General features: G+C 40.3%; 18 protein-coding genes, 1 other RNA gene and 1 pseudogene. 5 read left to right on the forward strand and 15 right to left on the reverse strand.

The window, feature by feature from the left end:
• Positions 1-7: 7 nt before the first annotated feature.
• Together recA and FTU12_RS06580 are read left to right on the forward strand one after the other, a co-directional pair.
• Entirely contained in the window at positions 8-1,051 is a 1,044-nt protein-coding gene (recA, locus tag FTU12_RS06575) for a recombinase RecA (RefSeq protein WP_180088428.1), read from the forward strand.
• Between the two features lie 80 nt (positions 1,052-1,131).
• Positions 1,132-1,776, forward strand: a complete 645-nt coding sequence (locus FTU12_RS06580) for a regulatory protein RecX (RefSeq protein WP_180114009.1) — start codon at positions 1,132-1,134, stop codon at positions 1,774-1,776.
• A 107-nt stretch (positions 1,777-1,883) separates the two neighbouring features.
• Here FTU12_RS06580 and ffs read toward each other — a convergent pair.
• Positions 1,884-1,980, reverse strand: an RNA gene (ffs, locus tag FTU12_RS06585) — signal recognition particle sRNA small type.
• Positions 1,981-2,271: 291 nt separating this feature from the next.
• Here ffs and FTU12_RS06590 point away from each other — a divergent pair.
• A pseudogene (locus tag FTU12_RS06590) lies at positions 2,272-3,133 on the forward strand (YbgF trimerization domain-containing protein).
• Between the two features lie 60 nt (positions 3,134-3,193).
• Here the strand turns inward: FTU12_RS06590 and lpxA are convergent.
• The 12 genes from lpxA to rimO form a co-directional block, all read right to left on the reverse strand.
• Positions 3,194-3,982 (reverse strand): acyl-ACP--UDP-N-acetylglucosamine O-acyltransferase, encoded by a 789-nt coding sequence (gene lpxA / locus FTU12_RS06595; protein WP_180114010.1) that lies wholly within the window; start codon positions 3,980-3,982, stop codon positions 3,194-3,196.
• Positions 3,979-4,464: a 3-hydroxyacyl-ACP dehydratase FabZ gene (gene fabZ, locus FTU12_RS06600; RefSeq protein WP_171263789.1), complete on the reverse strand. Its 486-nt coding sequence runs from the start codon at positions 4,462-4,464 to the stop codon at positions 3,979-3,981. The genes lpxA and fabZ overlap by 4 nt, the downstream gene beginning before the upstream one ends.
• Positions 4,465-4,469: 5 nt before the next feature.
• Positions 4,470-5,540: a UDP-3-O-(3-hydroxymyristoyl)glucosamine N-acyltransferase gene (gene lpxD, locus FTU12_RS06605; protein ID WP_180007772.1), complete on the reverse strand. Its 1,071-nt coding sequence runs from the start codon at positions 5,538-5,540 to the stop codon at positions 4,470-4,472.
• A 3-nt stretch (positions 5,541-5,543) separates the two neighbouring features.
• A complete protein-coding gene (locus tag FTU12_RS06610; protein WP_180007771.1) occupies positions 5,544-6,044 on the reverse strand; it encodes an OmpH family outer membrane protein in 501 nt (166 codons plus the stop codon).
• A gap of 41 nt (positions 6,045-6,085) precedes the next feature.
• Positions 6,086-8,629, reverse strand: coding sequence for an outer membrane protein assembly factor BamA (gene bamA / locus FTU12_RS06615; protein ID WP_180007770.1), 2,544 nt, complete (start codon positions 8,627-8,629; stop codon positions 6,086-6,088).
• 40 nt (positions 8,630-8,669) lie between these two features.
• Positions 8,670-10,025, reverse strand: coding sequence for an RIP metalloprotease RseP (rseP, locus tag FTU12_RS06620; protein ID WP_180084302.1), 1,356 nt, complete (start codon positions 10,023-10,025; stop codon positions 8,670-8,672).
• 3 nt (positions 10,026-10,028) lie between these two features.
• Positions 10,029-11,225, reverse strand: coding sequence for a 1-deoxy-D-xylulose-5-phosphate reductoisomerase (gene ispC, locus FTU12_RS06625; RefSeq protein WP_180114011.1), 1,197 nt, complete (start codon positions 11,223-11,225; stop codon positions 10,029-10,031).
• Complete coding sequence (locus tag FTU12_RS06630; protein ID WP_180114012.1) at positions 11,226-12,050, reverse strand: CDP-archaeol synthase; 825 nt, start codon at positions 12,048-12,050, stop codon at positions 11,226-11,228.
• Positions 12,051-12,806, reverse strand: coding sequence for a polyprenyl diphosphate synthase (gene uppS, locus FTU12_RS06635; protein ID WP_180114013.1), 756 nt, complete (start codon positions 12,804-12,806; stop codon positions 12,051-12,053).
• A 6-nt stretch (positions 12,807-12,812) separates the two neighbouring features.
• Complete coding sequence (frr, locus tag FTU12_RS06640; RefSeq protein WP_078188724.1) at positions 12,813-13,367, reverse strand: ribosome recycling factor; 555 nt, start codon at positions 13,365-13,367, stop codon at positions 12,813-12,815.
• A gap of 79 nt (positions 13,368-13,446) precedes the next feature.
• Positions 13,447-14,175, reverse strand: a complete 729-nt coding sequence (gene pyrH / locus FTU12_RS06645; RefSeq protein ID WP_078193535.1) for a UMP kinase — start codon at positions 14,173-14,175, stop codon at positions 13,447-13,449.
• A gap of 45 nt (positions 14,176-14,220) precedes the next feature.
• Positions 14,221-15,564 (reverse strand): 30S ribosomal protein S12 methylthiotransferase RimO, encoded by a 1,344-nt coding sequence (rimO, locus tag FTU12_RS06650; protein WP_078193536.1) that lies wholly within the window; start codon positions 15,562-15,564, stop codon positions 14,221-14,223.
• Between the two features lie 352 nt (positions 15,565-15,916).
• Here rimO and glnL point away from each other — a divergent pair, with 352 nt between their 5' ends.
• The gene (gene glnL / locus FTU12_RS06655) at positions 15,917-17,023 is read left to right on the forward strand and encodes a nitrogen regulation protein NR(II) (protein WP_078188727.1); all 1,107 of its coding nucleotides are present in this window, start codon (positions 15,917-15,919) and stop codon (positions 17,021-17,023) included.
• Positions 17,013-18,488, forward strand: coding sequence for a nitrogen regulation protein NR(I) (glnG, locus tag FTU12_RS06660; protein WP_168377613.1), 1,476 nt, complete (start codon positions 17,013-17,015; stop codon positions 18,486-18,488). Before glnL ends, glnG begins: the two co-directional genes overlap by 11 nt.
• A gap of 70 nt (positions 18,489-18,558) precedes the next feature.
• On the opposite strand, the gene FTU12_RS06665 is transcribed toward glnG, so the two are convergent.
• Positions 18,559-18,885 carry a hypothetical protein gene (locus FTU12_RS06665; protein ID WP_078193710.1) on the reverse strand — a complete coding sequence of 109 codons (327 nt, stop codon included), beginning with the start codon at positions 18,883-18,885 and terminating at the stop codon, positions 18,559-18,561.
• Between the two features lie 114 nt (positions 18,886-18,999).
• Positions 19,000-20,205 (reverse strand): 3-(3-hydroxy-phenyl)propionate transporter MhpT, encoded by a 1,206-nt coding sequence (mhpT, locus tag FTU12_RS06670; protein WP_180007765.1) that lies wholly within the window; start codon positions 20,203-20,205, stop codon positions 19,000-19,002.
• Between the last annotated feature and the right edge of the window lie 180 nt (positions 20,206-20,385).

Genomic DNA, 20,385 nt, shown 5'->3' on the forward strand with positions numbered 1-20,385 from the left:
TTGTAAGATGGATGATAATAAAAGCAAGGCGTTAAATGCGGCCTTAAGCCAAATTGAAAAGCAGTTTGGTAAAAACACCGTTATGCGTCTTGGTGATAACACCGTACAGGCAGTTGAAGCTGTCTCTACAGGTTCTTTAACATTAGATATCGCACTAGGTATTGGTGGTTTGCCTAAAGGTCGTATCGTAGAAATCTACGGTCCTGAATCTTCTGGTAAAACGACTATGACATTACAAGCTATTGCACAATGTCAGAAAGCTGGCGGTACTTGTGCATTCATCGATGCTGAACATGCATTAGACCCTCAATACGCACGTAAACTTGGCGTAGATATTGATAACTTACTTGTTTCACAGCCAGACAATGGTGAACAAGCACTTGAAATTGCAGACATGCTGGTACGTTCAGGTGCCATTGACCTGATCGTTGTCGACTCGGTCGCTGCACTGACCCCTCGCGCCGAAATTGAAGGCGAAATGGGTGACTCACACATGGGCTTACAAGCTCGTCTGATGAGCCAAGCACTGCGTAAAATTACCGGTAATGCGAAACGTTCTAACTGTATGGTGATCTTCATTAACCAAATTCGTATGAAGATTGGTGTAATGTTTGGTAGCCCAGAAACCACAACTGGTGGTAATGCACTTAAATTCTATGCATCTGTACGTTTAGATATCCGCCGTATTGGTCAAGTGAAAGAAGGCGACGAGATCATTGGTTCAGAAACCAAAGTGAAAGTTGTGAAAAACAAAATGGCTCCTCCATTCCGTGAAGCGATTTTCCAAATTCTTTATGGTAAAGGCGTGAACCATTTAGGTGAACTTGTTGACCTCGCTGTACAACAAGAAATTGTTCAAAAAGCAGGTGCTTGGTATTCATACCAAGGTGACAAGATTGGTCAAGGTAAAAACAATACCATTCGCCACTTAGAAGAACACCCTGAACTTGCACAAACCATTGAAAAACTGATTCGTGAACAACTTCTGACTACAGGTACAGCACCTGCAGAAGACAAAGACGAAGAAGAACCAGACTTTTTAGATGCTTAATTACAGCATGCTTTAATAGCAGACGAAACGCCCTACGGGGCGTTTTGTTTTGCACTCAAATTTTGTATTAAAATATCCCCATGACTAAAGACCATTTTCCACTCTTGCTCGACTATGAAGCACTGAAACAACAGTTTGCAGAAGCTGAAGAAACTACCTGCGTAAATCATGCTGCACAAACTGACATTTCACATGACAATACTTCGGTGATCGATCACACTGCGTTGCATTTTGACACCAATGGTAAAGATGTTCATGCTGAAAAAAAATCGGGACTGCGCGGCTCTCGTCTACGCTCGTACGCTTTTGCAGTACTCACACGCAAAGAATACTCAAAAGCGGATTTAATCGAGAAATTAGCACTGTATGCGGATAGTCGTGAAGAAGTCATACACTTGGTGGAAGAACTCGCACGTGAGAACTATCAAAGCGATCAGCGTGTAGCAGAAATGCTGCTGTCGAGTCAAAAACGTAAAGGTAAAGGTCCCAACCGTATAAAGCTCGCGTTAAAAAATAAAAAAGTAGACAGTGAATTAATTCAGGATGAATTAAAAGAAACAGATTGGGTCGCCGAAGCCTACCAGCTCAAGATCAAAAAATTTGGCAAAGCTGTTGAACATGATCCAAAACAAAAAGCCAAACAAATACGTTTTTTACAATATCGAGGCTTTGATCTCGATACGATTTTTAAAGTGATTGCACGTAAAGAATTTGATGACGAATAACAAAGATATAGATCTAAATAAAGAATTAATAAAACTAAAATAAAAAAGAATTTAGGATTGAAAAAATAAGAGGAAGTTAAATTTATTATTATTGAAACTGGTGGCAACCCTACCAGCAAGACTTCGGCACATCATATTTCTACTACCGTTGCTACCTTCCGGTCCTGGCGGGGTTTGTAGAGTACAATTGCGAAGTAACCGGCAGGGCTACCATTGCAAGAACAGAGTATAGAGATTTTTAATAAACATGCAAGACTAAAACAGAGAATTCCTGAGTAGAAAATACTGTTTGATTATTTATAAATCAATATGATGGTAGATGATGTAGAAAACATGAACCTTCATCGCTATATTTTTACTTTAATACACAACAAGATTGTAAAAGCTTATTGCAATTCAGAACTTTGCCGTTTTTAATGTGCTTATCGTTTTATCTAAAGCAGTCTGTAATAAAACTATTCAATACGGACATGCTTGCAACTACATGGAATTTTTATGATGTTTAAACAGCATGTATTGTGTGCCCTTACATTGACTTGCTCAGGTACGCTATTTGCCAATATTCCAATTGAATCTCGTGGTTTGAGTGGCGCAGATAATGGCACTGTGTATACAGCAAATAATACAGCCATTCAAACAGGTGCTGGCTCTACACCTACGCCAACCAATTTAAATTGGCAGCTCATGCAGAAGAACCAACAGCTCGAAAATGAATTGCGTAGCTTACGCGGTAAAATGGAAGAGCAAGACAATATTATCGAACAATTAAAAAGTGAACTTACAAACCGCTATGCAGATTTAGATCAACGTTTAGAGCTACTCCAACAAAAAGTAGATCCGAGTGAAGACACAGAGGCTGCGGAGGATAACCAACAAGGTACTGCACCCAGTAGCAGCTAATATAGCCCCTACACCAGCTAAACAACCTACGACCCAAGCAACATTAAGCTCATCTGCAAAACAACCTGTAAATGCAGGTGGTGACTCACTTGAGCTTGAGAAAGCAGCTTATACCGTTGCTTTAGATGCATATAAACAAGGTGGTGCGAAAAAAGCCATCGCACCGATGAAAAATTTTATTAAAAATAATCCTAACAGTGTTTATATTAGCAATGCATATTTTTGGCTAGCTGAATTCAACCTTGCTGTTGAACCGACTAACTACGCAGAAGCGAAAAAGAACTATGGTATTGTAGTAGATCAATACCCTGAGTCGACTCGTGCACCTAGAGCGTTATATCAACTGTATAGCATTGCAAAAGACGTAGATCGAAACAGCAGTTTAGCAACGCAGCTCAAAACCAAGCTTACCCAAAAGTATCCAAAATCTGAAGAAGCAGGCTTTGTTAAAAAATAGGACTTTTTTTAACGCAAAAAAAAAGACACCTTATAAGGTGTCTTTTTTTATTCGCAGCATTTAGCGTACGATACCGCGCTTAGACTGCTCAAGTGAGTCGATCAACAATTGCGCTTCTGCCACTTCAGGCAAAATTTCAGTACGAATACGTTCAATCGCTTCATTCGTCGTTAATCCATCTTTATAGATCAATTTAAAGGATTCACGTAAACCTTGAATCACATTTTTAGACCAACCTTTACGACGCATTCCTTCAATGTTCATGGCAAAAGCATGGGCTGGATTACCAGATACCATGACATAAGCAGGTACATCTTTCAAAATAAGAGATGCACCACCAATCATACTGTAAGAATCGATTTTACAGAATTGATGAATACCAGAGTTACCACCTACGATGACATAATCACCAATGTGGACATGACCTGCAACGCCGACGTTATTAGCAAAGATATTATGATCACCTACCACACAGTCATGTGCAATATGTGTATTCACCATCAATAAATTATGACTACCAACTTTAGTTAGACCCTGATCTTGAACAGTACCACGGTGTAAACTACAGTGTTCACGAATCGAGTTATGATCCCCGATTTCTAACCAAGTTTCTTCACCAGCATATTTCAAGTCTTGGCAGACTTCACCAACACTGGCAAATTGAAAAATTTCGTTATGTTGACCAATACGGGTATAACCACCCACCACAATATGTGAATGCAGTTTAGTACCCGCTCCAATTGTGACATGAGGACCAATAATACAATATGGTCCAATTTGCACATCCGGAGCAATTACTGCTGATGAGTCAATAATGGCGGTAGGATGAATTAATTCGTTATTGCTCATGCTGTCTCTGTTTTCTGATGCGAAACCATAATTTCCGCGGTTGCTGCGACTACGCCATCTACAGTGGCAACACAATTATATTTGTAAATGCCACGCTTTTGCATCACTAATTCTGATTTTAATACAAGTTGATCGCCTGCAACGACTTGTTTTTTAAATCGGACCTTTTCTGCACCAGCAAATAAGAACAACGAACCCGCTGAAGGTTTCTCATTATTCATAATGAAACCTAAGATACCCGATACTTGCGCCAATGCTTCAACAATCAGCACACCTGGCATAATTGGGTATTCAGGGAAATGGCCTTGTAAAAATTCTTCGTTAATCGTTACATTTTTATAGCCTACAATCCCGTTGTCAGTCACTTCAACAACACGATCAACCAATAAAAACGGATAACGATGTGGCAAATATTCACGAATGGTCTGAATAGTCATTGGTAATTCAGGTTTTGTGAAAGCTGGGGTATTCGACTCTGTCATCATAATTATTTACGCAATTTAAATGTTGATTCAAGGGACTCAATTTGAGACTGCATATGATCAAGTCGTTTGACCAATTGGGTCAATGGCACATCTGCTAATTGTTTAAAGCGGATTGCTGCCTTTTTCCAAGAACCACTTTCAAGCATTGGCGTACCTGAAGAATAACTTCCAGCAACGGAAATACTTTTTGTGACCATTGACATACCTGTAATTGTCACATTATCTGCAATATTAATGTGACCTACGATACCAACAGCCCCTGCTAGCACACAATTTTTGCCAATAGTTGTACTACCTGCAATGCCACATTTCGCAGCCATTGCCGTATTTGCGCCTACTTTGACGTTATGCGCGATTTGCACAAGGTTATCAATAATGACACCATCTTCCAAAATTGTGTCATCTAAAGCACCACGGTCGATACTACAATTTGAGCCAATACGCACATCATTCCCAATGCGTACAGAACCTAATTGAGCAATACGATGCCATTTCCCTTGATAAGGCGCAAAACCAAACCCTTCACCACCGATCACAGTATTCGCATGGATACGTACACGATCACCTAACTTGGCTTCACCAGTAATCGTCACATGCGAATCGATAAAACAATCTTTACCAATTTCAACACCGTGATCAATCTTCACTTGTGATTCAATGCGCGTTCCTTCACCCACCACACTATTCGCACCAATCACCACATAATGCCCAATATAAGCAGTATCAGAAATGATTGCAGAAGGATGAATTTGGGCAGTACTTTCAATTCCTGTTTCTACAGATTTTTTTTCAAAAACATGCGTCAGAATAGCGAAAGCCAGATACGGATTGGGTACGACAATGAAGTTTTGCTGTGAAGGGATTTGTGACTGCATCTCTGCAGTCACAATCAGCGCACCAGCCTGAGACTGTTGAGCTTCATTCAGATATTTATCTGCGTTTAAAAATGCAAGCTGATGCGGTTGAGCACTCTCTAAACTTGCCATTCCACTGAATAGCAAATCTAGCTGGCCAATACATTGACCTTGAACAAGTTGAGCAAGCTTTTCTAAACTGAATTTTTGAGAATTCATTGATTATTTAATTGCATTAACCTTTTGAATCATTTTATCAGTTAAATCAAACTTAGGGTCATACGCAAGTGCTGAATTTTTATTCAAAACAACATCTAACTTATTTTCTGTGCGCAATTGTTCTGCAACTTGCTTGATTCGTGTATCCATCGTGCGATTTAAAGACTGAATATTCCCTTGAACCGAAGCTTGAACTTTTTGCTGTAAATCAGTCAGCTCTTTAAGTTTAGTTTGATACTGTTGACCCATTTGCTGCTTTTGCGCAGCAGTCAACTTATCACCACCCTGCTGAGCTTTTTGCTGCATTGCTTCCAGCTCTTTAGCCAGTGATTCAATTTTAGTGGTTTGTGGTTTCAACTGCTGTTGAATTTGAGCATTTTGTTGTTTTAGATAAGTACTTTGATCCACCACCTTTTCTAAATCAACCACACCGTAACCTGCTGCATTTACCACAGCAGAACACGACATACCCAATACCGCCAAACTAGCAAATAATTTATTCATCTTATCAACCTGTAATTTTGTTATTCCCAGAAGGGTCGTACTTAGAACGTACGACCAATCTCGAATTGAATTTCTTTTGTTTCATCGCCAGCTTTATCATTAAGCGGGAATGCATAACTGAGTGAAATTGGACCAATCATCGTAATCCAAGTAAAGCCTGCACCAACGCTATAACGCATATTGTTCATATCAAAGCCGTAGTTATCTTTACAGTATTGACGGTCTTCACTAGATTTAGGAACGTCACATTGCGTATCAAATACTTGCGCACCTTCAGCAAATAAAACTGGACGGACTTGACGAGCCCAATCGCCTTTAAATGGCACAGGTAAAGCTAATTCAGTACCAAATTGAATTAAAGCATTACCACCCACTTCTTCTGGATCATAGTCAACCTTATTTTGCGCATCATAATACACACCAGGATATTTAGGCCCTAAAGTACTGTTATCATAGCCACGTACCGAACCAAAACCACCTGCATAGAAGTTTTTATAGAACGGCAAATCATTACCATAGCCTAACTTACCGTAACCACGTAATACAAAGTCTTTACCCAGTGGGAAATAGGCTTGTGCATCGTAAGTGATTTTTTGATATTCAACATCACTACCTGGTAATGCAATTTCGGCATTGACGCGGTGTGACATACCCGATGTAGGGAATACCGGGCGATTCAAGGTATTGTATGACCAACCCAAGTTAAGGTTATAAGTTAAGAAATCACCTTTAAACGCACTATCGTATGATTCTTCAGGTACTGCGCAAGTGTTGTGAGTAACAATTTTATTACCTTCACTATCTAGTACAAAATCTCCATTCGCATCAGTTTTGTATACAGGCACAGTTAATTGTGAGTTACCAGACGCATCCGTAGGACAGAATGATGTGGTATCCGTCGCCTTCCCACCATTTGCTAGTAAATAATCACGCACATAAGTAGAAACATATGGGCCTGTAGTTACTTCGGTATTATCAATATTCAAGCCCATACTGATACTTTGGTTTTCATCGATCGGATAACCAAAGTTGATACCACCACCAAAACTGTCAGTGACGTAGTTGTTAACGTTATAGTCGTCATCTAACTTGGTTTTACGGTAGTACATATTATAACCACGACGTACACCATCAATAGTGAAATACGGGTCAGTTACACTGAGGTTGTAGTAATCTTGAGTCTCAGAACGTGACAAATCGATAGAAACTGCATTACCTGTACCCAAGAAGTTGGTTTGACTCAAACCTGCTTGGAAAGTTACACCGCCACTTTGTGAGAAACCAACAGCCAAAGTACTTGTACCTGAATGCTGTTCTTCAACATTCACATTTAAATCAATTTGATCTGGCGTACCCGGAATACGTGCAGGTTTAACATCAACGGTTTTAAAGAAGCCTGTACGCTCTAAACGCACTTTAGACAAATCAATTTTTTCGTTACTTGCTAATGCGCCTTCCATTTGACGCATTTCACGACGTAGAACTTCATCAGCTGTTTTCGAGTTACCTGTAAAATTAATGCGGCGAACAGTGACTTGCTGACCCGGATTCACATAGTAATTTAAATCGACCAATTTGGTGTCTTTATTGATTTCAGGAACAATGTTCACTTCTGCAAAGTAGTAACCTGCGTTACCGTATTTACGAAGTAAAAGCTGTTTCACACCATTCACTTTTTCTTGTGAATATAAATCGCCATCTTTATAGAGTTTTAAAGCGTTTAAATCAGTTTGCGTATAAAGCGTATCACCTAAGAAATGAGTTTTACCAAACTTAAATTGTTCACCTTCATCCACCGAAACTTCGATAAAGACGTGTTTTTTATCTTCACTCAAATTCAGACTTGAATTGGTAATGTTAAAGTTGATGTAACCTTTGTTGAGATACATCGCACGTAAAGCTTCTAAACTCGCAGCCATCTTTTCACGTGCATAACGGTCATTACGAGAAATGATCGAGTTCCAACCACTTTCTTTTAATGCAAAAATTTGTTTAATTTCGCTTTCTTTAAAGACCGTATTACCAATGATATTGATATCAAATACTTTGGCAGATTGGCCTTCTTCAAACTCGATTAAGACATTAACACGGTTGTTTGGTTGAGCGGTTGTAATAACTTTGACATCAGCATCATAACGACCTTGCTGCATGTACTGTTGTTCTAATTCAGTTTCAACCGTTTGCAAAGATGATTTCTTTAAAACTTCACCTTCGGACAGACCCATTTTCTTTAAGCCTTCTTCCAAGGCTTCTTTAGGAATAAGTTTATTGCCTTTTAGCTCAACTTTAGAAATAACTGGACGTTCAACCACGGTATATACAAGGGTATTACCGACTTGTGAAGACTTCACATCATCAAACAAACCCGACGCAAACATGCTACGAATTGAGTTTGAAATGATTTGATCATTGACACGATCACCAGCGGAGAATGGGATCATTCCGGCTACATTGTCAGGAGTTAAACGCACTAAGCCATCAACACGAATATCTTGTACTACAAAATCATCTGCTGCATATACTTGTTGTGCTACGGCCATAGCACTAACCAGTGCCAATGGCATAAATAAATGTTTGTGCTGCATGCCAGTCTTTTCCGCTGTTAATTTATTTCGTATAACGTTCTTATAAACGCATAATGTCATTGAATAGAGCCAGTAGCATCATGCTACCCAGCAATACCATACCAATTTTTAATCCAACCAATTGTATTTGTTCAGAAACAGGTTTACCACGAATTAATTCAATAAAATAGTAAATTAAATGACCGCCATCGAGCATAGGAATCGGTAGTAAATTTAAAATACCCAAACTTACACTCATCAGTGCCATAAATGAAATGAAGGTTTGCCACCCCATCTCAGCACTTTGTCCAGCCACTTTCGCAATAGTAATCGGACCAGATAAATTATCTAAACCAACCAAACCACGCACCATTTTTACAATAGAATTCAGGATCATACTAGAGATCTGACCTGTTTTTTCTACGGCTTTGCCCATCGCCTCTACAGGCGTGTATTGAATGGTTTGTTTGTATTCGGCTGGAATATTGACTTTACCCGGATCACTTTGTACACCTAAAAGCCCTGTGACTTTACCCATTTGGTCACGCTTACCTTGCGGCATCACGTTTAAATGCACAATTTTATTTTGTCGTAAAACATCAATTTTAAGTAACTTTTCTGGAGAAGCTTGTACAACTTGTACAACATCAAACCAGTCTTTCATTTTTACGCCATCGATCGAAACAATTCGATCACCCACTTGCATCCCTTGGCGAATCGCTGCACCATCTTCACTGAGTTTTGAAACCACTGCAGGAATTTCAGGACGATATGGCGTAAAACCAAGAACATCGAGTGGTGACTGAGTTTGATCGCGTAAGAAACTCTGTATCGGTAAACTGAAGTTTTGAATTTGCCCTGCACGTTCAGCTTGAATTTGAATATTGCCGGTCTCACCCACACGATCAACCAAGGCATAATTCAAGCGCTCCCAAGTAGATACTTGAGTACCATCTACGGCAGTAATTTTATCACCAGTCTGCATTTGCGCAGCTGCTGCAGGCGTATTTGGTAAAATTTTACCTACGCGCGTATTCAGCTGTTCCTGAGCTGGTAAAAATAAAATCCAAAACAACACTACTGCAAAAGCCAAGTTAATGAGTGGCCCTGCCGCAACAATTGCAATACGCTTCCAAGGGTGTTGTCGGTTAAATGCTTTTGGTAAGTCTTCTGCTGCGACATCACCTTCTCGTTCATCCAACATTTTGACATAACCACCCAGTGGTAATGCAGACAGTTGATATTGAATACCCGACTTCTTTGACGTCCATTTGAGCAGTGTTGGGCCAAAACCAATCGAATAAACCAAAACCTTTACGCCCAGTTTACGTGCAACGAAATAGTGCCCAAATTCATGAATCGCTATCAACGGTCCAAGTAGCAATATTGCTGCAATAATCATAAACAAGGCATTCATGTCTTAACTTCCTGAATTCAATACTGCTTTTTCAGCAACCATACGTGCCGATTTATCTGCATGCAAAATAACATCAATATTATTTGCAGCTGAGTTTTCAACTTGCCCCAACACATGTTCCACAATTTGAGGGATTTGAGTAAAGCCAATTTTCTCATGCAAAAATGCTGCCACGGCGATTTCATTGGCTGCATTTAAAATCGTTGGAGCTAAGCCACCTGCCTTCATGGCTTGGCGTGCTAATTTTAGCGCTGGGAATCGCTGTATATCAGGCTGTTCAAAGTTTAACTGTGAATGAACAAATAAATCTAATGGAGGAACATGTGTTTGAATACGCTTCGGCCATGCTAATGCATGAGCAATAGGCGTACACATATCAGGATTACCCATTTGTGCCAAAGTCGAACCATCTACATATTGAACCATTGAATGAATGATACTCTGTGGATGGACAACAACTGTTACAAATTGTTCTTCAACTGCAAAAAGATGACAGGCTTCGATCAATTCCAAGCCTTTATTCATTAGTGTTGCAGAATCAACAGAAATTTTTTGCCCCATCGACCAATTTGGATGCTTACAGGCTTGGGCCGGCGTCACACTTTGTAATTGTTCCAAACTATGATGTAAAAATGGACCACCAGACGCGGTGAGTAAAATTTGTTTGACACCTAGCTTTGGCTGACCATGACGCTCACCTTGTAGATAAGTTTCAGGTAAGCATTGGAAGATTGCATTGTGTTCAGAATCGACTGGCAGTAACAAAGCATTATTTTCACGTGCGGTCTGAATCATGATGTCACCCGACATCACCAGCGCTTCTTTATTTGCAAGTAAGACACGTTTACCCGCTTTCGCAGCAGCCAATGTCGGTAGCAACCCTGCCGCACCCACAATAGCTGCCATGACCACATCAACCTGTGGATGTTCTGCTACTGCGATTAATCCTTCTTCATCATGCAGGAGTTCAATATCAGTTAATTTTTCAGCTACGAGTAATTGGCGCAGTTCATCCACTTTATTGAATGGAACAACTGCGATTTTCGGTCGATATTGTTTGCATATTTCGACAAGTTCTACAATTCGGCTATGTGCAGTGACTGCAAAAACTGAATACTCTTCGGGGTGCTGTTGCAGAATCTTTAAAGTACTTTGACCAATGGATCCTGTTACACCCAATATACAAACAGATTGTGACATCTATAAATCTACGCCAATTAATTTTAAAACATACATACCTGCTGCAAAGATAGGTGCTGCAGCAAGCAACGAGTCGATACGGTCCAGCACACCACCATGTCCCGGAAGAATACGACCAGAATCTTTGATCCCTGCACGACGCTTGATCATCGATTCAAATAAATCACCAAGTACTGAACTAAATACCGTTATTACTGAAAGAATTAAAAATAAAATATGTTCAGCGATGCTTAAATCTAGATAAATAATTTCAACAATAATGACAATTAGCATTGCAGTGAATAGACCGCCGTATAAACCTTCGATCGATTTATTCGGGCTCACATCTGGTGCAAGTTTTTTCTTACCAAATTTACGTCCCACGAAGTATGCACCACTGTCTGCACCCCATACCAATAGGAACAGATACATGAGCCACCACGGTGAGTTCATCCACACAGAAAAAATAGCAGTTACCGCAGCAGGAACTAAGACTAAACCAATACCACTCAAACTTGGGTTATACCAGTTGTCGTAATCAGGATAAGACTTCACCCAATATACACTTAAGATCCAAGTAAAGATTGAAGCCGCCCAAAGCAGCAATGCAACATCAGTAAAATGCAATGCTAGTGCTGAAAGAATAGCAGTGACTAGACCATAGCCCCAAGCGAAAGGTTTAATCACATTTTGTGTATTACGCGGCATGAGTTTAAACCACTCATAACCAGCGACAGCTGATGCAATAATCATCAGCACAAGCATTGGGTATTTAGACTCGGTTGCAAACATGCAACTCAATACAACTGAAACCAGTACCAATGCGGTTATTATCCGCTCTAACATTTATTTATTCTCAAACTGCTCTTGTTGAATCTGCTCTGAGGTCTTACCAAAACGACGTTCACGACCACCAAATACTGCTAGTGCGTCATCAAATTCTTCAATGGTAAATTCAGGCCATAATGTCTGGGTAAAATAAAGTTCTGCATAAGCAGCTTGCCAAAGCAAGAAGTTCGAAAGACGGAAATCACCACCTGTACGAATTAACAAATCTACCGGAGGTAGATCACTTAAACTGACATATTGACCAAAGACTTCAGCATCCACTGCTTCAAGATTTATTTTGTTAGTTAAAACATCTGCTGCGATTTTTTTTGCAGCCTGTGCCATATCCCACATACCACCGTAACTAATTGCAATAGTTAAAGTCATGCTGTCGAAATTAGCAGTCCTTTGTTCAGCTTGCAACATTAAGTCACGTAAGTTAGGAGATAAACGAGAACGATCACCAATAAAACGTAGGGAAATGTTAAATTTTTCCATACGCGGCAACTGCTCATGAATGGTTTCTTCGAGAAGAGCCATCAACAGATCAACCTCAAACTGAGGACGATTCCAATTTTCACTCGAAAAAGCAAAAACGGTCAGTGCTTGGATATTTCTTTTACGACAATGTTCAACGATGGGATCTAGGATGTCCTTTCCAGAACGATGCCCTTCACCTTTTTGCATTTGATTCTTTTTTGCAAAACGATTGTTGCCATCCATAATGATGGCAACATGTTTTGGAAGACGGGAAGTTTCTTCAGATGAGGTCATTAAAACTTAGACCTTCATCAATTCAGCTTCTTTTGCAGCCAGACGTTTTTCAACTTCAGCAACGAATTTGTCTGTAATTTTTTGAATGTCATCACCCGCACGACGCTCATCATCTTCAGAAATTTCTTTTTCTTTCAACAATGCTTTGATATCACCTAAAACATCACGACGGATGTTACGGATCGCAACTTTTGCATTTTCAGCTTCGTTACGTGCAACTTTCTGCATGTCTTTACGTGTTTCTTCTGTTAATGCAGCCATAGGAACACGGATCGCATCAGCAGTAATCGGGTTTAAGCCCAAGTCAGATTCACGGATTGCTTTATCAATTGCAGCAACCATTGAACGTTCAAAAGGCTGAACAAGTAAAGTACGAGAGTCTTCTACACCCACGTTCGCTACTTGGTTTAATGGCACATCAGAGCCATAGTAAGGAACCATAACACCATTTAAAATTGATGGGTGCGCGCGGCCTGTACGAACTTTGGCAAAACCATGCTCTAGAGAATCTAGAGATTTATTCATACGGTCTTCTGCGTCTTTTTTAAGATCGTTAATCATGTGATCTTCCTAACTTAATTCGAAAAGATGTAAATTCTAAAATAGCTTGTAGTATAAAGAGCTTTAGGGCCCACGTACATTAGTTCGTAACGTGAGTACCCTCTTTTTCACCCATTACCACAGAAAGTAATGAACCTGATTTGTTCATATCAAATACTTGAAGTGGAACGTTGTGATCACGGCATAAGCAGATCGCAGTTAAATCCATCACACCCAGTTTTTCATCTAAAACTTGGTCAAATGTTAATGCATCGTATTTCACTGCATCTTCATATTTGCTTGGATCTTTGTTGTATACGCCATCAACTTTCGTCGCTTTAAGAATAAGATTGGCTTCAATCTCGATACCGCGTAAGCATGCTGCTGTATCTGTCGTAAAGAATGGGTTACCCGTACCTGCGACAAATACACACACTTCGCCACGTGTTAAATGACGAATTGCATCACGGCTAGAATATGATTCAACTACAGCACCAATTGGCAAAGCTGACATTAGACGAGTTTTGATATTACGACGTACCAAAGCATCACGCAGTGCCAAACCGTTCATCACAGTGGCCAACATACCCATTTGGTCACCTGTTACACGGCCAACCAAACCATCTTTTTGTAATTGGCTACCACGGTAAAGGTTACCACCACCGACAACGATACCCACTTGAACACCCAAACCAACAAGGTGCGCAATTGCGAGTGACATTTGATCGAGCACTTGTGCATCGATACCCATCTCTTTATTGCCCGCTAAAGCTTCACCTGAAAGCTTAAGCAGGATGCGACCAAAACGTGGTTTTTTAGAATCAAGCATCATCAACTCCGAATTATTTAATTTCAATTATTTTTAATGAATCGTTTAAGCAGACTTAACCGAGATTAGTTTTGCAAATAAGTCATATTCATCTGCATCTGTGATTTCTACTTCAAGTAAATCACCTGCTTTAATCACTGACTTATCGATATCCTCAACAAAAACATTACCATCAATTTCAGGTGCATCTGCATAAGAACGCGCAACAGCAACTGGGAACTCTTCTTCAAGATCATCCACAAGTACTGTCATTTTCTGACCGATACGACTTTGCAATTTCGCAGCAGAGATTTCTTGCTGAACTTGCATGAAACGCTCATAACGCTCTTGTTTAATTTCTTCAGACACATGATCTGGCAAATCATTTGCAGTCGCGCCTTCAACTGGTGAGTAAGTAAAACAACCCACACGATCAAGCTGCGCTTCTTTTAACCAATCAAGCAACATTTGGAAGTCTTCTTCAGTTTCACCCGGGAAGCCCACAACAAATGTAGAACGAATCACAAGATCAGGACATTTCTCACGCCAAACTTTTAAACGCTCCAGTGTATTTTCACTGTGCGCAGGGCGTTTCATGAGTTTTAAAATCTTAGGACTTGCATGCTGGAATGGAATATCCAAATACGGCAGGATTTTGCCTTGTGCCATTAAGTCAATCACAGCATCCACATGTGGATATGGATATACATAGTGCAGACGCACCCAGATACCCAATTGACCCAATGCTTCACACATGTCATAGAATTTGGTTTTAACGGGCTGACCATTCCAGAAGTCCAATTTGTATTTGGTGTCTACGCCATAAGCCGATGTATCTTGAGAAATCACAAGGACTTCTTTTACGCCTGCTTTTTTCAGCGCTTGAGCTTCAGTCAATACTGAACCTACTGGACGAGAAACCAAATCACCACGCATGCTTGGGATGATACAGAATGTGCAACGATGGTTACAACCTTCTGAAATCTTCAAATAAGCATAATGTTTTGGTGTTAATCGAATACCTTGTTCCGGTACTAGATCAATAAACGGATTGTGTTTCGGTGGCTCAGGCACGTATTCGTGCACAGCTTCCATCACTTCTTGATATGCCGCAGCACCTGTCACTTTTAAGACATTTGGGTGCATTTGGCGAATTTTGTCTTCGTCTTTACCTAAACAACCAGTCACAATTACGCGACCGTTTGAACTCATCGCTTCGCCAATGGCATCTAGCGACTCTTGTACTGCAGATTCAATAAAACCACAGGTATTTACAACTACTAAATCTGCACCATCATAATCTGATGCTACATCATAACCTTCAGTCTTTAACTGAGTTAAAATTCGTTCGGAATCTACCAATGCCTTAGGACAACCTAAAGAAACAAAACCGACTTTGGGGGATTTCATGAATCTGCGCTCCACTATAATCCGCGTATTGTATGTCTTTTCAAAACATAAAAACAGGTGAAAAGGCCACTCTTTATATCACGCACCAAAATAATGCTATAAATTCATCCATATAATTTCATTTGCACCATTTTAATGCATTTTTGATTTACAGCCTGTTTTTAATCGGCTATACACTTTATTTAAAGTCTTAAATAAGCGCATTTATTCAAATAAGCATCAAAACTTAGCGTATTTCTCAAATAGTTGGCTTATATCTTGCATAACTTGCATCAATTCGAACCTTATTAGATTGAACGATTTGCTTTATGAAGATGCCATTGCGCTATTTTAAGACAGGAACCTCTCGCTAATGGATCAGACTATGACGATTGATTACCGGCTTTTAGTGGATAATTTAACCACTGCCATTTTATTGGTCGATAGCAACCTGAATATTTTTTATTTAAATTCATCTTGTGAAGCGCTTTTTGACATCAGCTTACTTCGTGCATCAGGTCAGCCTGTATTAAATTTACTCCATATGCCCGATGATGAGTTCAATACGCATGATGCATTAATGAATACACTAACTTCCGGTCAGCACTATACGCGCCGAGAAGCAACGATTAATGTCAACTTTAAAGACATTCATGTTGATTACACCGTGTCACAGCTCAACTCTGGCAAACCCTACCACCCGTTGCTATTGATTGAACTCAATCAAATCGACCGAATGTTAAAAATCTCTAAAGAAGAAAACCTAATTCAACAGCATCAAGTCGCACGACAACTGATTCGTGGTGTTGCCCATGAAATTAAAAATCCTCTCGGTGGTATCCGTGGGGCGACACAACTTTTAGCGCGTAGCTTAAATGATCCGAAGTACAGTGAATTCACCGACATTATTATTAGTGAAGTGGATCGATTAAGAAATCTTGCTGACACTATGCTTGGTTCAAGACAATTACCAAGTTACGAACCAGTCAATGTCCATGAACCCCTTGAACGTGTTCGTTCACTGATCGTCAACCAAACCAAAAAGAAAATTAAGATCACTCGTGATTACGACCTTTCTTTACCGGATGTTCTGGCAGATCGTGATCAATTAATTCAGGTCATGCTGAATATCAGTGTTAATGCTGTTCAGGCGATGACTGAAAATAAAGAGTTCTTTGTTGAGCATCAACCAGAACTCACCTTGCGCACACGTATTCAACGGCTAGTCACCATCAACGGTGTATTAAAACGTTCTGCGGTACGCATTGACATCGAGGACAATGGGCCGGGTGTCCCACAAGAAATATTAGAATCCGTATTTTACCCATTAGTGACAGGACGAGCGAAAGGCACAGGGCTCGGCCTAAGCATTGCACAAAATATTATGCATCAACATAACGGAATGATTGAATGCCAATCAGTTCCTGGAAAAACAGTATTTAGCCTATATTTACCTTGGGAGTCAGATCATGTCGCGTAATAAGATTTGGGTCATCGATGATGATCGCGCCATGCGTTGGGTGCTGGAAAAAACATTCAAAGAAGAAGGTTTTGATGTTACCAGTTTTGAAGAAGCACAATCCGCTTTAGATCAGTTAAGTGTCGATGCGCCAGATGTTATTTTGACAGACATCCGTATGCCGGGTATTGATGGACTGACCTTTTTAGGTAAAGTCAAAGGCAACTACCCTGACTTACCTGTAATTATCATGACCGCTCATTCAGATTTAGAATCTGCTGTGTCGAGCTATCAAACGGGTGCATTTGAATATCTACCAAAACCTTTTGATATTGATGAAGCTTTAGCACTTGTAAACCGTGCAATTTTGCATATTGCCAAATTACAACAACAAGAATCTGCAAAAACCGTTCAACCGATTCAATCTACAGAGATTATTGGTGAATCACCTGCTATGCAGGAAGTCTTCCGTGCCATTGGTCGTCTTTCTCAATCACACATTACTGTATTAATTAATGGTGAATCAGGCACGGGTAAAGAATTAGTTGCGCATGCGTTGCACAAACACTCACCACGTGGCAACAAACCTTTTATTGCGCTCAATATGGCAGCAATTCCAAAAGATTTGATCGAAACTGAATTATTTGGCCATGAAAAAGGCGCGTTCACAGGTGCCAACACACAGCGCCAAGGTCGTTTCGAACAAGCCAATGGCGGGACTCTTTTCCTTGATGAAATTGGCGACATGCCATTTGAAACCCAAACCCGCTTATTGCGTGTTTTAGCGGATGGCGAATTCTACCGTGTCGGTGGTCACATCCCAGTCAAAGTGGATGTCCGTATCGTTGCAGCAACGCACCAAGACTTAGAAAAGTTAGTACATGAAGGTCGCTTCCGTGAAGACTTGTACCACCGTCTAAACGTGATTCGTATTCATATTCCAAAACTTGCACATCGTAGTGAAGATATTCCGATGCTTGCACAACACTTCCTAGCAAGTGCAGGCAAAGAACTTGGGGTAAGCCCAAAAATTCTGCGTCCTGAAACGCAAGAATACATGCAAAAACTGCCGTGGCAAGGTAATGTGCGTCAGCTCGAAAATACCTGTCGCTGGTTAACGGTCATGATCACAGGCCGTGAAGTGTATCCAGAAGATTTACCGTCTGAATTAAAACAGATTCCAATTCAAGGCACAGATGGCAACCCTGCTGCTCAAGGGATTGATCGTATCGGGGTGCATCATTGGGATGAATTACTTGGTCAATGGGCTGTGCAAAAACTTAAAAATGGTGAGATGAAAATTCTCGACATTGCCACACCAATGTTTGAACGCACCCTCATCAATGCAGCACTACAGCAAACACGTGGCCGTAAGCGCCATGCAGCAGAACTTTTAGGTTGGGGTCGCAATACCTTAACCCGTAAACTTAAAGAACTCGGTATGGACAGTGCCGAAGATGATGTCGAAGAAGAATTAGAAAGTTAATTTTCTAATTTACATTAAAAAAGCCAGTCACTTGACTGGCTTTTTTATTTTGAGATTTTTTAGCAATATTTTATGCCGTAAAGCCGACATAACGTGAATAACCTTCCACCCCTAAATCAGACTTATAAATCAGAAACTCAGGGAAGCTCGAGGCGGTAATTTCAGTAAACATATGATACTGATCATCATTGGCATGCAAGTCATCGACTGTATGCTGCATAGTTTGCTCAAATTCATCGGTAATAAACTCAAAACCAATATCCATTGCAATAAACAGCACATGCTCACATGGCTGCACATACTGCTCTTCTGACCAATCAATCACTTGCTGCTGACAATGTGGACACTGAATGTTATCTGAAGGAGAAATATCAAGTTCGATCAATTGATAAGACATAGAAGTAAATTTATTCATAAATATTAGATTTATTCTAACAAAACTTAGTTTCAGCTAAAGGTATTTATTCAATAAAAAAGGAGCCGTAGCTCCTTTAAATATAACTGATTTCGATTATTTCTTGAGGGATGACTTATAGGCTGACAATGCAGCCACCGCGATAGCCGACAAAGCAATACCCGGCGCACTTGCAATTAAAATACCTGTCGTTCCTAGACCTAGCGCCAAAATCTTACCTGTGAGTAATGGACCTGTCATTGCACCCAAACGACCCCATGAAATCGCACTCCCCACACCTGTTACTTTCCCAGCTGGTGTATAGAAAATTGGAGAGATCCCGTACAAAATCGATTGACCGCCTGTAGAGAAAATTCCGCCCATGATGCCTGCTGCGATAAGTACAGGAATGGAATTTGTTGTAAACAGCACAAACAATGCCACAAACAAACCTGAATAGATAATCACTGCCATTTGCCATAATTTTAGCCGATCAAGCAAGTAGCCTAAACCCAGCGTACCAATCACTGCGCCCACTTGGAACATCAACATGATCATGAAAGCTTGTTGCTTTTCCAACCCTTGTTCCATAAGCAAGTTAGGCAACCAACTGATCAGAATATAGTTCACCATTAAGGTAAAGAAGAAGCTTAACCATAGCGGCAATGTATATTTATAACGCTGTTCAGCAAAAAGGATTTGCCCCATCGCTGGAACCGCTTCTTTGCTTTCTGCCTGAACTTTTTCAGTACGCTTATCTTTTAAGATAAGCGCCATGAATGGAATCAGGATTAAAGGCGTTAAACCACCAATTAAAAACAATGTATGCCAAGAGATATCTTTAAAAATAATACCCAAGCCAGCAACAAAGATTGCACCTACAGGTAAGCCGCAGTACATCAAACTATTTAAGCGCCCACGGTTAGCATCCGTCGCTTCATCACCCACCACCGAGATCATCGTTGGCATCGCAGCGCCCAAACCTAAACCTGTAAAGAATCGTGCGATATATAAAATTTCAATGCTTGGTGCAACTGCCGTGATAGACATAAATACACCGAAGATAAAAATCGACAGCATCAGGACTTTCTTCTGTCCCAAATAGTCAGCGACACGCCCCCCAAAGAACGCGCCAAATAACATACCAAACACACCTAAGCTAAATACATAGCCCATTTGCACTTGATCTAAGGAAAATGTCGCTGCGATTCCTTTTGCTGCGATACCGGGCGCTTGCAGGTCAAAACCTTCAAAAAATGCTACCCAGAAACACAAAAATACCGTTAGAAATTTTTGCATTTTTCCCGATTGTTGATTTGCCATAATCGAACTCCATTCATGTAGCGTAAACCCACTTGTACGCCATGCCCTGAAGTTTCGGCTTTATTGGGTAGAATAAATACCACTACAAAGGTCGGAATTCACACGACCAAAAGCCCACCATTAAGACCTAAAACTTTGTATATCAATAGTTTTTAGATCTTATTTTTTGTATTTATAATT

This window comes from Acinetobacter sp. YH12063, from assembly GCF_013419715.1.
Lineage (GTDB): Bacteria > Pseudomonadota > Gammaproteobacteria > Pseudomonadales > Moraxellaceae > Acinetobacter > Acinetobacter amyesii.